Source organism: Aliivibrio sifiae, from assembly GCF_002954715.1.
Lineage (GTDB): Bacteria > Pseudomonadota > Gammaproteobacteria > Enterobacterales > Vibrionaceae > Aliivibrio > Aliivibrio sifiae.
On record NZ_MSCP01000001.1, the window covers coordinates 991,396 to 1,006,683 of the forward strand.

General features: G+C 39.4%; 12 protein-coding genes. 10 read left to right on the forward strand and 2 right to left on the reverse strand.

Annotated features, from left to right (window positions below; translation table 11 throughout):
• Positions 1–168 precede the first annotated feature (168 nt).
• The 8 genes from BTO23_RS04365 (at position 169) to BTO23_RS04400 (ending at position 10,069) form a co-directional block, all read left to right on the forward strand.
• On the forward strand, positions 169–2,415 hold the full coding sequence (locus BTO23_RS04365; RefSeq protein ID WP_105063035.1) for a multiheme c-type cytochrome: 2,247 nt from the start codon (positions 169–171) through the stop codon (positions 2,413–2,415).
• Between the two features lie 97 nt (positions 2,416–2,512).
• Positions 2,513–3,505, forward strand: coding sequence for an AAA family ATPase (locus BTO23_RS04370; RefSeq protein WP_060991126.1), 993 nt, complete (start codon positions 2,513–2,515; stop codon positions 3,503–3,505).
• An 8-nt stretch (positions 3,506–3,513) separates the two neighbouring features.
• Positions 3,514–4,452, forward strand: a complete 939-nt coding sequence (locus BTO23_RS04375) for a DUF58 domain-containing protein (protein WP_061028731.1) — start codon at positions 3,514–3,516, stop codon at positions 4,450–4,452.
• Entirely contained in the window at positions 4,449–4,973 is a 525-nt protein-coding gene (locus BTO23_RS04380) for a DUF4381 domain-containing protein (protein WP_105063036.1), read from the forward strand. The genes BTO23_RS04375 and BTO23_RS04380 overlap by 4 nt, the downstream gene beginning before the upstream one ends.
• A complete protein-coding gene (locus BTO23_RS04385; protein WP_105063037.1) occupies positions 4,963–6,036 on the forward strand; it encodes a vWA domain-containing protein in 1,074 nt (357 codons plus the stop codon). The genes BTO23_RS04380 and BTO23_RS04385 overlap by 11 nt, the downstream gene beginning before the upstream one ends.
• A complete protein-coding gene (locus BTO23_RS04390; protein WP_105063038.1) occupies positions 6,029–7,744 on the forward strand; it encodes a VWA domain-containing protein in 1,716 nt (571 codons plus the stop codon). The genes BTO23_RS04385 and BTO23_RS04390 overlap by 8 nt, the downstream gene beginning before the upstream one ends.
• The gene (locus BTO23_RS04395) at positions 7,744–9,093 is read left to right on the forward strand and encodes a BatD family protein (protein ID WP_105063039.1); all 1,350 of its coding nucleotides are present in this window, start codon (positions 7,744–7,746) and stop codon (positions 9,091–9,093) included. Before BTO23_RS04390 ends, BTO23_RS04395 begins: the two co-directional genes overlap by 1 nt.
• Positions 9,094–9,157: 64 nt before the next feature.
• A complete protein-coding gene (locus BTO23_RS04400) occupies positions 9,158–10,069 on the forward strand; it encodes a LysR family transcriptional regulator (RefSeq protein ID WP_081091554.1) in 912 nt (303 codons plus the stop codon).
• A gap of 87 nt (positions 10,070–10,156) precedes the next feature.
• On the opposite strand, the gene BTO23_RS04405 is transcribed toward BTO23_RS04400, so the two are convergent.
• Together BTO23_RS04405 and BTO23_RS04410 are read right to left on the reverse strand one after the other, a co-directional pair.
• Positions 10,157–11,806 (reverse strand): alkaline phosphatase family protein, encoded by a 1,650-nt coding sequence (locus BTO23_RS04405; RefSeq protein WP_060991830.1) that lies wholly within the window; start codon positions 11,804–11,806, stop codon positions 10,157–10,159.
• 81 nt (positions 11,807–11,887) lie between these two features.
• Positions 11,888–12,673: a formylglycine-generating enzyme family protein gene (locus BTO23_RS04410; protein WP_245922097.1), complete on the reverse strand. Its 786-nt coding sequence runs from the start codon at positions 12,671–12,673 to the stop codon at positions 11,888–11,890.
• Between the two features lie 211 nt (positions 12,674–12,884).
• On the opposite strand from BTO23_RS04410, the gene BTO23_RS04415 reads away from it, so the two are divergent.
• Together BTO23_RS04415 and BTO23_RS04420 are read left to right on the forward strand one after the other, a co-directional pair.
• Positions 12,885–14,204 carry an anaerobic sulfatase maturase gene (locus BTO23_RS04415; RefSeq protein ID WP_061002491.1) on the forward strand — a complete coding sequence of 440 codons (1,320 nt, stop codon included), beginning with the start codon at positions 12,885–12,887 and terminating at the stop codon, positions 14,202–14,204.
• Between the two features lie 34 nt (positions 14,205–14,238).
• Positions 14,239–15,258 (forward strand): hypothetical protein, encoded by a 1,020-nt coding sequence (locus tag BTO23_RS04420; RefSeq protein WP_061002490.1) that lies wholly within the window; start codon positions 14,239–14,241, stop codon positions 15,256–15,258.
• The last annotated feature ends 30 nt before the right edge of the window (positions 15,259–15,288 follow it).

A 15,288-nucleotide genomic window follows, 5' to 3' on the forward strand; every position in this document is an offset into this window, starting at 1 on the left:
GAACCTCCAGTAATATTTGGGCTCTTCGGAGCCCTTTTTTATTTTTAGTCGAAACCTTTGTTAAATCACAAATATTATCTCTGTAATGGAAACATGGCACTAGATGGACTATATCTAAATAATTGTTATCTTTAGTTATTAAAAATAAATATCAATACAAGGATGTATATGAGCAGTAAAAGAATCGTCTATGGGTTTTTCGTTGTATGGATGAGTATGATGACCTTTTCATCAAATGTATTTTCTGCTGATTTTGTTGGTAGTGATGCATGTATTGATTGTCATAAGGAAGAAACTGAGGCTTGGAAAGGTTCAGATCATGACATGGCAATGAAACACGCGGATAAAGACAGCGTGTTTGGTGATTTTAATGACGCGATTTTTGAGTTTAAAGGAAAACCAAATCGCTTTTTTAAGAAAGGCGATGAATATTGGGTCAATATCGAAGGGCCTGATGGGAAGTTTAACGACTATCAAATTAGCTACACCTTTGGCTTCGAGCCATTACAGCAATACATGGTGGAATTTGAAGACGGGCGTATTCAACTAATACCATTCGCGTGGGATTCGCGTAGTGAAGAAGAGGGTGGTCAGCGTTGGTATCATCTTTACCCCAATATGGAAAAAACCGATGAGTTTTATTGGACTAATACAGGACAGAATTGGAACTTCATGTGTGCCGATTGCCACTCAACCGATGTGAAGAAGAATTACGACTTAAAAACAGATACCTATAATACCAGTTGGTTTGAAATTAATGTTGGTTGTGAAGCCTGTCATGGTCCAGCGAGTGAGCATATTACTTGGAGTAAGAACCAAACAGAAAATACAAATCCCCACTATGGTTTTGATCGTGATTTGAGTAAGCCAGTCAAAGAGTGGGTTTTTAAAGAAGGCCATTCAACGCTTCAACCTAAAGACATTGAACCAACAGATCAAGTGGCGGTGTGTGCGCAGTGTCATAGCCGTCGAGTTCAAATTAATGAAGATCAAGCGCACGTAAAGGGCTCGCTCTTAGACAGTTATTTACCAAGTTTGATTACTTCTGATTTGTACCATAATGATGGTCAGATCTACGATGAAGATTATGTATACGGTTCTTTCATGCAATCAAAAATGGCAGAAAAGGGCGTAACTTGTACTAATTGCCATAACCCGCATTCAACCAAATTAGACATTCCAGAGCAAGCCGTGTGTAGCCAATGCCATATTGCATCAGAATATACACCAGAGAAGCACACCTTTCATGAAGCCAATACCGAAGCATCGCAATGTACGACGTGCCACATGCCAGAAACAACGTACATGGGCGTAGACGCAAGGCGAGATCATAGTTGGCAAATCCCAAGGCCTGATTTAAGTAAAAATATCGGCACTCCTAATGTGTGTACGCAATGTCATGAAGAGAAGGACGATGTGTGGGCAGATAAAAAAGTCGGCGAATGGTTCCCTGATTCCCCTTATCGAAATCAACAGCATTTTGCTGTCGCATTTTATGCCTCAGACATTAATTATCGTGGAGCAGGTGATGCGCTTTCATATACCGCACAAGATGCAAAACAATCAGGCATTATTCGTGGTTCTGCGTTACAGCGTTTAAGCGCATTTCCAAGTAAGAACACTTTAGTGGCATTGGGGCGAGCGGTAAAACATGATGATGAATTAATTCGTTTAGGGGCAATTCAAGGTTCAGCAGGGTATTCATCTCATGATCGTTGGCAAATATTATCGCCGTTATTAACAGATAGTGTGTTGGGTATTCGTGCTGAAGCGGCTGGAGCATTAGCGGCGTATTGGCCGGAATGGAATCCATTGCAACGCGAGCAATTAACACCGGCATTAAATGAATACATCAATATTCAACTATTTAATGCCGATAGAGGATTTGGACGTACCAATTTAGGTAATGTTTATCGAGCGCAAGGTGATGTTAAAAAAGCAGAAAAAGCGTATCTAGGTGCAATAAATATTGAACCGTATTTTGTGAATAGCTACGTAAATCTTGCGGATTTATATCGTTCCCAAGGCGATGAAGTGAAAGGTCTTTCCTTGATGCAAAAAGGGATAAAAGCACAACCTAAATCAGGTGCATTACGTTACAGCGCAGGATTAGCATTATTACGCTTAGGAAAAAAAACAGAGGCATCAAACTACTTTGAACAAGCGACAGTGGTGGAACCTCAAAATGCACAATATTGGTATGTATATGGTTTATCACTTGAAGGTATTAACCTGAACCAAGGAGCGGATGCTCTGGCAAGGGCTTTTAGTTTAAGTGGTAACCCTCAGCATTTATTTGCACAGTGTGATCAATTGTTAAAAGCGAAATCATTACAAGCGCAATCTTGTATTACCCAATTGGAGCAATACGCCCCTAAAAATGTGATCAATGAGCTTAAAAAAAGGCTTCATTAATGAACACTATAACCAATAGTTATGATGGACTTAACTAGAATAGTGAAAGCTAAATTTTAGTATCTATTGGTCTAACTTGTGAACGTAAGGAGAAAACATGAATCAAACTCAGCAGGCTATTACATCGCTTATTTCTCAGGTAGAGAAGTCGGTGATTGGTCAATCCCATGTCGTGCGTTCACTGGTTATTGGGTTATTAACTCAAGGGCATATTTTATTAGAGGGGTTGCCAGGCACAGCAAAAACGCGTTCGGTTAAATCGTTGGCTGATAATTTACATACCTCGTTTGGGCGTATTCAATTTACGCCAGATCTATTGCCATCTGATGTGACGGGTACAGAAGTATACCAAGAGCAAAATGGCAAACCGCAATTGCATTTTCAACCTGGGCCTATTTTTAACAGTATCGTTTTAGCGGATGAAATCAACCGAGCGCCAGCTAAAGTACAAGCCGCATTATTAGAGGCGATGGCAGAAGGCACGATAACCGTCGGCGATCAAACTCATGCGCTGCCTGAATTATTTATGGTGCTTGCAACACAGAACCCAGTAGAGCAAGAAGGAACCTATCCGTTACCAGAAGCGCAAATGGACCGATTTATCATGAAAGTGTCGGTTGATTATCCAGATGATGATGCTGAATTAGATATTATTCGTCTTGTTCGTGGAGAAGAGTCACCACAAAAACAGACAGAAGATAACCTTGAAATAGAAACGACTATTCAACTTGATCCTTCTGTAGTGATGCAAGCGCGTTCTGAATTATCTCAAATCGAAGTGTCTGAGATCAGTGAGCGTTATATCGTTGCTTTGGTTATGGCGACACGTAAACCTGAGCGTTATTCTGAGTCAAACCTGTCTCGTTGGATAGAAATTGGTTCGAGTCCCCGTGCATCCATTTCATTAGATAAATGCGCGCGTGCGTATGCATGGTTGCAAGGTCGAGATTACGTAGAGCCGGATGATATTCGAGCGATGGCACATTCAGTGCTGGGGCACCGTATAACGTTGAGTTATGACGCCTTAGCTGATGGCGTGACGCAAGAGCAAGTCATCAATGAATTGTTGGATCATGTTGTTATTGGGTAGGGCTTTTTATGAACGAAAAAAGCACCGACACACGTATTCATTGTGAATATAGCCAATTAGTAAAACTGCAATCTCAAGCGAGATCATTCAGTTTATTACCAAATTTAAAATCAGGCACCGCGCTGTCTGGTCGTCATTCATCTATTTTTCGTGGACGAGGTTTAAATTTTGAGGAGTTAAGGCATTACCAACTCGGTGATGATATTCGTAATCTTGACTGGAAGGTGACGATGCGAACGGGTAAACCTCATGTTAGATCGTACACTGAAGAAAAAGATCGCAATTTTATTATCTGTGTTGATCAACGTAGCAGTATGTATTTTTCATCAGTAGAGACAATGAAGTCGGTTGTTGCCGCTGAATTGGCAGCACTCACTGCGTGGCGTATTTTGCAAGACAGCGATCGTGTTGGTTTTGTCATCAGTTCAAGCGAGAAAATGCATTGGTTAACGCCAAAACGCTCTCAAGGTGATTTACTCCATCGATTGCAATTGTTATCTAGCATTAATCAATCTTTAGATGTAGACAGTAAAGACGTTGATGATGTTGGTTTTTCACAGTTTGTGACGCTATTAGGTCGATTGAAGCTTAAAGAAGCAACCATTATTATTTTAAGTGATTGGCATGGTGTAACTCCTGATGAGATAACTCACTTAAAACACCTTCAAAAACATAATGATGTATTAGGAGTATTAATCTCTGATCCTTTCGAGTCCAATTTTCCATCACAAAGCAGCTCATGGGTTGTGGGTGATGGTGCATTTCAGATTAACCTTAGCGATGCAAAGAAATTTGATTTGGCTAATAAAGGGTTAACTGACTATCAAGATTTAAAGAAAGAACAATTAATTCAGTTGATGGCAGCCAAGGGCCTTCCTCTTATTGAAGCGGATACGTCAGGGCATCATATCGAGCAGCTGAAACGTGCGATAGGAGGCAGACGATGAGTATTCATGAGCCGCCAAGCAGTTATATGCTTAGAAAAATGAGCGAAGTGACTGTTCCCGATCATGTGAGTTGGTTTCCTCAAACGATAGGTTGGAAAATTGTCGCAATACTTCTTTTTGTTTTTGCTATTTATTATATCGCTAAGTCGACTAAAAAATGGTGGGAAAATCGCTATCGTCGAGAAGCAAGCTCCTTATTAAATTTACTGTCGAGTTCTGTGAATAATCCATCGTTAAGTTATGAGATATTTGAAGTCATGAAGGCGGTACTTACACATATTAACGCAAAGAATGCGACACTCTTTAAAGACGATTTTCTTATCGCATTAGATTCTTATTCACCCAATAGTGTTTGTGATTTTAATGGTGAGCTTGGGCAACAATGGATACGTTCGTTAATGCAGCAGCAATATGCGTTGTCAGAGCAACAACTCAATGAGTTAATGAGTTTGTGTCAACAATGGTTAACGAGTCATGTCGTACCGACATTAGAGCAAACTGGAGGCACACATGCAGTTTAATCAACTGGAACTAGCGAATCCATATTGGTTATGGATGTTGCCATTACCAATTATTATTTACTGGTTAATACCGGCTTATCGTACACGTCAATCTGCAATTAAAGTGCCTTTTTTTGATGTGTTAGTAAAAGCATTAGATGAATCTCCATCTGAAGGAGCAAGTCAATTACGTGCGAGTTATTGGCAAAAAACATTTTTGATTATTTCATGGTGTTTATTAATTTTCGCACTGACTAAACCAACTATTTTAGGAGAACCTCAAACTCGTGAAAGCTTAGGGCGAGATGTGATGGTCGTAGTGGATTTATCAGGCTCGATGGCAGAACAAGATTTTGTCTCTAAAGCCTCTTCAGACAAAGGATCTATTCAAAAGATATCTCGCTTAGAGGCAACAAAAGAAGTGTTGGCCGATTTTGTTAAAACTCGAAAAGGTGATCGTTTAGGGTTAATTCTGTTTGGGGATGCTGCGTTTGTGCAAACCCCATTTACGGCAGATCAAAAAGTGTGGTTAGAGCTATTGAATCAAACTGACGTGGCAATGGCAGGACAAAGTACCCATTTGGGTGATGCAATAGGGTTGGCAATTAAAGTCTTTGAGCAAAGTTCATCAGAAGACGAGATAAACAAAGACAGTTCACAGAATGACTCTGTTGAAAAACCAAGAGAGAAAGTGGCCATTGTTTTAACGGACGGTAATGATACTGGCAGCTATGTCGAACCGATTGATGCAGCTAAAGTTGCAGCGGCTAAAAATGTTCGTATTCATATGATAGCAATGGGTGATCCCAGAACCGTTGGTGAACAAGCATTAGATATGGATGTGATCAACCGAGTTGCAGAAGCCTCTGGTGGAAAAGCGTTTCAAGCCATTAATCGTGATGAATTAGATCAAGCTTATGAAGCGATTGGTGAATTAGAGCCTCAATTGTATGAAAGCACCACTTATCGGCCAAAGCAGTCAATTCATCAATACCCAATGATGTTGATCGTTATGATGTATTTATTTGCTTTTGGCTTTGCGACGATTAAGCGTCATGTTAAATCGGGAGAAAAGCATGTTTGATTCTCTGATGTGGCAGCAAATTATTGTTCAGTTTCATTTCATTCGGCCTTTATGGTTGCTGGTCTTAATTCCGTTCGGCATTGTGATTTATTTGCGTTGGAAGCAAGATTCAAAAAATGAGTGGCAAGAACAGTTACCAAAACATTTACGTAGCGCGTTAACCATTAATGATGCGGGATGGAAAAAGCAGCTGCCATTAAAGTTGTTAGGTGTTTCTATGTTTGTCGCTATTATCGTGTGTGCAGGTCCAACTTGGCAACGTGAAGCGTCTCCATTTGGTGAAGATAAAGCAGCGTTATTGATCGTTTTAGATAACAGTGAGTCGATGTTGCAGAAAGATCTTGCGCCAAACCGATTAGAGCGTTCTAAGCAAAAAATACGAGACTTAATCAAGCAACGACAAGGTGGTAAAACAGGGTTAGTCGTCTTTTCTGGTTCAGCACATTTAGCCATGCCATTAACTAAAGATGATTCGGTATTCGCGCCATTTCTAGCTGCAATTCAACCCGATATTATGCCTGTAGAAGGTAAAAATGCAGAAACGGCGCTGCCTCTGATTGAACCACAATTGGGTGCTGAAAGTGTGGGAACAGTACTGCTAATTACTGATGGTGTTAACCCTGCAACGACTGATGCATTTAAGAGTTACTTTGAGAAAAGCCGACATCAATTATTAGTATTGGCAGCGGGTAATGGTGACAGAGCCAGTGATAACCCGATGGATCTTTCATCGCTTAAATCATTAGCCAGTAAAAGTAACGGTAGTGTGGTCGAAGTGACGATTGATGACAGTGATATTAAGACGCTAAACAGTAAAATAGAACGCCATATGCAGCTAAATAATGAATCGGCAATGCCGTGGAAAGACATGGGATATTTTCTTTTATTTCCCGTATCTCTCTTAATGTTGTCATGGTTTAGAAAAGGCTGGTTAGTAAAATGGTGTTTGGTGGCATTGATTGTTTTTCCTAGCTTTTATTCGACTCCAACTTATGCTGAAACGGTCAGTCTAAAAGCCAAAACGAATGAACCAGTAAAAGAAGTGACCGCATGGGATAAAACGACGCAATGGTGGATGGATTTATGGTTAACGCCAGATCAACAAGGACAATGGTATTTTGATAAATTCGAGTATTTGATGGCGGCAAAACATTATCAAGAGCCATTAAAAAAAGGCATCGCTTATTATTATGCCGGCGAATATAAATTGGCTCACAGTGCTTTTCTACAAGTAAAAACCAATCTAGGTATTTTTAATGCGGCGAATTCGTTGGCAAGACAAAGAGAATATCTTGCTGCTCGTGATGTTTATCAGTTATTGCTAGAAAGAGATCTTGAAAGTGAGTTAAAAGAAAAAGTAGAAAACAATTTATCGATCATGCAAGGCATTGTCGATGAAGTGAATCGAATGAGTGAAAGTCAGAAAGGCAGTACTGATGGGCCTGAAGAGTCTTTTGAATTAGGGGATGATAAGCCTAAAACGGGAGATGGTGCTGATGAAAAGGTTGACTCTGCATTAATGAAAGAAGAGAAACTAAATGCGAATGAAATTTTAGGAAGCCAAGAACTTGCTGATAAATGGTTACGTCGTGTAGAGGCTGACCCTAAGTATTTCTTACGCGCGAAATTTCAGCTTCAACTCCGAGCGCAGTCGTCTGGTTCTCAATCATCGGTTTCTGGGTCAGAAAATAGTGGAGAAGGTAAATAATGTCTCAAAATAACGATAAACGTCGAGTCATACACCTTTGCATTTTTGTCGCCGTTATATTAATGGTGATAAGTTTTGGTTCTAGAGCCAGTACGGTTGAAACACTCGATAAATCCGATCAAGTAACGATAAAAACGTGGCTAAGTGATCCAAATAACGCTAAAGAAAACAAGAGTAAGAAAGCGCCAACTTATGCCGTAAATCAGCAAATCATTTTATATATAGAAGTTGTTACGCCAAGGTGGTTTACCGGAGGTACTCGGATCGCTCCTATAGAAATTCAGAATGTAGTAGCCAAACAGCGTAATCAATTAGCCACGAATTTTACAGAAAGGCGTAATGGAGTCACTTGGACTCATCAACGTTGGGAGGTGACATTATACCCACAAGTTGAAGGCAATTTTGTAGTCCCACCAACCGCTGTTAAGGTACAAGTTTCACGAGAAAATTCGGGGAATGTTTCTGGTGTTTTATATACAGAACCACAACGGTTTACCGCCATTACGCCATCAGGTTTATTGAATGATGATTCTGAATGGGTGTCCGGTCGTGATTTTTCAGTTGAACAAGAGTGGGATAAGTCAAATGATGACTTAAAAGCGGGGGATGCGATTACTCGTACCATCACCATCAAGGGTTCAGATACATTAGCGATGCTGATCCCTGAATTAATTAAGCAAACATCGACAGCGAATTATCAAACGTACTCACAACCGAATCAATTAGATGATTCACAGACTCGTGGCGATTATTTGTCAGAACGAAAAGAGTCCGTTGTTTATGTACTTCAAAACGGGGGCGAGGTAGCGTTTCCTGCTATTAACTTAACCTGGTGGGATACCGATGCCCAAGAATTAAAAACCATTACGCTTGATGGTCAATCGTTTTCTGTCTCCCATACGATGAGTTCTTGGTTGCACCAATATTGGCAATGGTTAGTAATACTGATGATAAGTGCCATTGCTGCTTTGTTTACCGTGATTAAAATGGTTCGTTATTATCAAACCCACCCATTGCCTGCTTGGTTTATGTATTCGAAAGCCGTAAATAAAAAAGAGTGGGGTACAGTTAGGGTGCTTCTTTATCGAACGTTGAGAATGAAGAATAAAACATTGGAGTTAAAATCCTGCGATTCGACTAGTGATTGGCAACAAGATGCGTCTATGTTTCAAACAAGAGACATCACTAAAACGTTATCCTCTCGTTTATGGAAAAGAATATCTTCTCCGACAAATGGATTATCTTCTCTCTTATTAATGTGGAAGCCAAAAGCGATATTTCCTCAGTTTAATCAGTTACGAAGAAAATATGCAAAAAACCAAGAGAATCAACACAAAAGGAAAGAGTAAAGGTTGTGTCGAGTTTTGAGTTATATACAGTGAGCGTAGGGATCAATCAGCAGTGTCAGTAGTTATGAAAAGTACAGAGCTTAATTTAATACCTATTTTTGTCGCGATTTATGAAGAAAAAAATCTTTCTAAAGCCGCGGCAAGAATGAACATCAGCCAACCAGCAGTAAGTAAAGCGTTAAAAAGGCTACGTGAAATTTATGATGATCCTTTATTTCATCGTAATACATCAGGAGTAGAGCCAACCGTATTCTCTTCTGACATTTATCCTGCGATGTCTGCCGCCCTTAAAAATTTCACATCAACACTATCAGCATCGAGAGAATTTGATCCAAAAACCTCAAATCGTATTTTCTCGATCGCTGTTGTGTCTACGGTTAGTTATTCGCTTATTCCAAGATTAGTACGTCAAATTCGAGCTTGTGCCCCCAATATATCATTAGAGGTTCATCCTCAGTTTACCGAAGATCTTGAAGCAGATTTACGTTTGCAACGTTATGATTTAGTGATTGATATGGCAATAAGAGGACGAACGATTTTAAAATCAGAAGTCATTTATACCGAGAAGTTACGAGTTGTATGCAGCGAAAACCACCCACGAATTAGTGATTCAATTACGTTAGAAGAGTTTTTAAAAGAAGAACACGTTGCTGCATCACGTTGGCACAGCCGTAGTAGCTTATTAAACGCAGAAGATATTGGAGAACTGGAAGCTCGAAATATTGTAATTAGAGCCGCAGGTGCATTTGAAATGATGCCAATTATTAGTTCGACTGAAATGATTGGTATGCTGCCACAATCGGCAATTGATGACTTAGGTGCGTATTACAACCTTAAATCATTAGATTTGCCTTTTGATCGTCAGCAACATGATTTATGTTCGATTTGGCATCCAAGTAGAACGTCGGAAAGTGGACACCGTTGGCTAAGATTACAAATTCAAAAAGCAGCAAAAGTAGAATTTGATATAAATTAGAAACGTTTAGGTCTCATCATATACAACAAAAAATCCGTGCTGATATACCAACACGGATTTTTTATTTTTGCTTTATTTAATCGCTTATCAGTCTTGAATTACTTCCGTTAAGACTTTTCCAGTCGCACCACTTGGTTGGGTTATCCCTAAGATGCTCGATAAAGTTGGAGCGATGTCGTAAGGCGTAATTTCACGGCTGATTTTTTCATCATCAATGTTATAACCAGCAAAAATGACAGGAACGTAAGTATCATAACGCCAAGGGGAACCATGAGTAGATGCAATGGTTAGGCCATCCATATCATTAATGAAGTTCCTTGGTTGGTACACCACATAAACATCTCCAGATCGTAAAGGATGATAGTTATTTTTAACCAACTGCATAGTATGCGTATTTGGCACCTGATTTTTTTCTATATCAGAACTTGTCACAGCATAAGCGATCCCTTTTACCTTTAAGAGTTCTTCTGCAACGGCTTTTTGTACTTTATCTAATGAAATTCCTTTCTTTTTTATTACATCATGATTTAAGTAAACGTATGGTTGTGCGTACAAACGAATTGCGTCCTTACTTAAACCAAACTCGGTTTTTAAACGAGATAATAGATCTGGAGATATGAGTTTTTTCTGGTCAAAGAGTGCGGGTTGTTGAGCCCCTAACGCATTCACCACCGCTGGCGCTTCTGGCGCACCGTGATCGGCAGACAGAACAATCAGAGTATTTTCTAACCCCACTTGTTCGTCGACATTTTTTAATAGTTTGGCAATAGTTTTATCCAATCGAATGAGGTTGTCTTCTGCTTCTAAACTCGTTGGGCCATACATGTGAATTACGTAATCAGTTGCAGAGAAGCTAACCGCCAGATAATCGGTAAATGTACCTTGACCTAAATTTTCTTTTTTCAATAAAGTACTGGCAAAGTCTTCTGTTAATTCATCACCAGCAGGGCTTAGTGTAAGCATGGTAGTATAGTACTTATAACTTGCTGGCCCATAAGGGTGAGGGAAGCTGCGTTTGAATCCCGCTAAATCGACTTTATAATCTGGATTACTTTCTTTAAGAGTGTATTGGTCAGCAGGAAGTGATAACTCCCATCGTGTACCAGAATATTGATCGGGCAGTTTTTTCTCATTCCAAGCAGTTACCCAATTAGGGTATTCATCATAATAGTAATTACTGGTTACAAACTCAGATCCGGCTTTAGAGAACCAAAATGCTTTACCTGAATGGCCACCTAAAGAGATTGCACCTCTGTCTTTAACTGAAACAGAAAATACTTTTGATTCACCATTGGTTGCAATAGCCAGTTCATCACTAAATGTGGTTGATAAAATAGGGTTGGGAGAACGACCATCTTGGGTTGCAACCTTTTGAGTTGGGTCTATTTCTGTTGATTTATTTACTCCGGCACCAGAAGAAAGCATGCTGTAGTCACCGTCTTCCACGTTATAAACTAAGCGTTTTTCGTTTCTGTCATACCAAACATTACCCACCATACCATGTACACTGGGTGGGGCTCCTGTGGCTAAAGAGACATGACCAACAATGGTTTCAGTGTTGCCATGTTGGTAATAAGCATTAGTATAATAAGTTCCGTCATCCATTAAATAACGAAAACCACCTTTTCCAAAGTTTGCTTTATAACGCTCTAGTAAATCGCCTCTTAACGCATCAACCGTAATCTGTAAGACGAGTTTAGGCTTTTGTTCAGCGGCGAATGAAAATGTGGGGGTCATTAAAACGCTGGCTAACGCTACATAATGTATTGTTTTATTTTTCATTATTGAGTTCCTTGCCAAAATGTATGGGTGTTTTCATTATTGTGCGTCTTTTACTAAGCGTAAACCCATGTCAGACATAATGATTGACTGGCTTGCAAAGTCTCGACGGTAGTTTTCTGATTCATTCGCGTTGTAAGAAAAACTGCTGCCGCGAACGGTTTTATGTGCAAGGCCACTGGCTTCATCTCGCGCATTGTTTGGATTGTCTTTTGGTGAAAAACGATAAAAATTATCATCATAAGCATCACTTACAAACTCACCGACATTCCCCGTCATATCATATAAGCCTAGTTCATTAGGGTGCTTCATTCCAACAGGATGAGCTTGGTTATTGGCGTTTTTTGAATACCATGCGACCTCATCAATGTTATTTGAACCACTGTAAGCATAACCTTGACTTGCATTGCCTCCGCGGGCTGCATATTCCCATTCAGCCTCAGTTGGAAGGCGATACGTTTCACCTGTCATTTCATTCAGTTTTTTAATGAAAAAATTAGCCTGTTGCCAACTTAGATTATTGACGGGAATATCTGGCGATTGGAAATAGCTTAATGATGAGCCCATCACTGATTCAAATAGTTCTTGCGTAACTTCAAACTTAGAAATGTAAAAGTCATTAACCATAACAAGGTGTGCTGGCTTTTCTGCTTTTTTAGCCTCTGAAGCGTCAGAACCCATTAGGTATTTGCCACCATCAATACGAACCATATCTTGATCTATTTTAAGAGCGATTGGATGCGGGGGAGAGCTCGCACATCCTAACAATGCGGAACTAAGAATAATCGTGGTGAGTAATATTTTTGTATTGTTTAAAAAAGACACTCTAAACATGACGTTCTCTACAGTAATGATTGAGTATTTATCATACAGTGAAAGAACTTTCCAAAATGGAATAACGTGTATAACTAATGCATGTGTTCTTTTTGTTTATTATAAGGTTAGAACTTGCTTAGTGGGTTAATTCATAGGGTGGATTAGGACATTTTCTAGGCAAGTTCTCTCGACTAATTTCGTCAGATAAATAGGAATCAATATGATCATTACTCAAGGTCCTCAATTTCAAGGTAAAGCCTCTAAACGATTGCATGTTATGGCAAAGCCAATTGGTGCAGTGTGTAATATTGATTGCTCTTATTGTTATTATTTGAGTAAAGAAGATTTACTTGAGTATAAGAAAGGCTGCTCTCCACAAATGGATGACGACACTCTTGAAATCTATATTCGTCAGTATATTGAAGGTCAAAATACGCCTGAGATTATATTCTCATGGCAAGGTGGTGAGCCAACATTATTAGGTTTGGAATACTTCCAAAAAATTGTTAAGTTTCAAAAAAAATACCAACCAGATGGGATCCTCATTTCAAATGATCTGCAAACTAATGGCACACTATTAACAGATAAGTGGTGTGAATTTTTAGCACAGAATAATTTTCTTGTTGGTTTAAGTATTGATGGCCCTGAGTTATTACATAATGCATATCGAACAAATAAAGCAGGTCGTGGTACGTTTAATCAAGTGATGAAAGCTGTGGATCTGTTGCATAAGCATAATGTGAAATTTGCGACGTTAACGTGTGTAAATAACCTAACAAGTCGTAACCCTCTAGAAGTGTACCGATTCTTGCGTGACGTGGTTAAGTCTCCTCAAATGCAATTCATCCCAATTGTAGAGCAAAAAAGTTTTAGAACTGTAGCACCACAAACCGAGCAAGTGACGGCGCAATTACGCCAAGGCGATAAGCGTTTAATTCCAGGTAACAAAGAATCGATCATGGAACCATGGTGTGTATCAGATGAAGCTTGGGGTAATTTTTTAATTGCGGTGTTTGATGAGTGGGCGGAACATGATTTAGGTAAAGTCTTTGTGCAATATTTTGAAGCCAGTGTTGAAACATGGATGGGACGTAAAAACCCATTATGTACGTTGGGTGAGATCTGTGGCAAAGGTTTAGCAATGGAGCACAATGGTGATGTATTTGCGTGTGACCATTATGTTTACCCAGAATATAAGATTGGCAATATCCATACTCAAGAATTAGATGAACTTGCCTACAGTCGTAAGCAACAAGAGTTTGGTTTTGCAAAATCAAAAACATTAACCAGTCAATGTCAACAATGTGAGTATAAATTTGCGTGCCATGGTGAATGTCCAAAAAATCGCTTTATTAAAACAAGAGATGGTGAGCCAGGATTGAATTATTTATGTGCAGGTTGGAAGAAATTCTTTGCTCATGCAGATAAGTCGATCGCGTATATTTTGAAAATGCTAGGTAACCCTGTTCAGCATGGGAAATACAGCGATGTAAAAATGCAGCAAGCACAAAGAAAGGCTGTTTTTCCAACTAAATTTTAATCTGAACATAAAATAAAGACTGGGGAGAGTATTAGTGAATCACGCAGTAAAGAAGTACGCCGCAATTGGTTTGGTGAGTTTATTAGGGTTTTCAGCTCCGTCATACGCATCAACAGGGGCTGAGCCAGCTAATCAAGCGCAAAACTTAACGCCTGAACAGCAATTAGCCTATACCGCTCAAAATAAAAATGAGAGTGTAGAAAAAAGAGCGGATGCATTACGTCAATTAGCACGTTATCCAAATCAAAACAGTTTGGTTGCGGTGGCTAGAGGTTTAAAAGAAAGTGATCCTCTCTTACGAGAAGCGGCCGTTATTGGTTCTGAATTGTATCAGTTTGAACATCGTTGGCGCATGATATCTCCGTTACTTAATGATGAGAATTTAACAGTTAGAATGACGGCAACCACTAATTTATTGCGTGAATACAGTGTGATGACGGCCGAGCAACAACAGAAAATGGAAGCCCCTTACAATGAAGTGGTGGCTTATCTCTCTACACAATTGGAGGGTCAGAAAAATACAGCCTCTCAATTATTGCTAGCAGATGTGTATCGTTGGCATAAAGAGTGGATAAAGGCGGATGAGCTATATCAACCATTGACACGAAGTGCGGCTAAAAATAGTCAAGTATGGTTAAATCTATCTGATAATTATCGTGCTCAAAATCAAGATGCACAAGCGTTAGAGGTTTTGAATAAGGGGCTTGTTCAATTACCTAAGGAGGCGAGTTTATATTATTCAAAAGCCTTGACTCAAGTACGTTTAAATCAAAAAGAAAGCGCAGCACAAGCCATAAAAGTTGCAGCAACTTTAGCGGAAAATAACAGTTATTATTGGTACTTGAATGGTGTATTGCAAGAGGATATCGATGTCGATTTGGCGACAGAATCGTTTGAAAAAGCGTATATGATTTCAGGATCTCCAGAGCAATTGTACGCGGTGTGTGATATTTACGTTCGTTATAATAATGAGAAGGCCGATGCTTGCTTAGTAGAATTAGCAAAGGTTGCGCCTGAATATGTTATTACTCAATTGAAAGAAAAGCAGAAATAGCGACGATACATTTTGATAAGACAAATGATA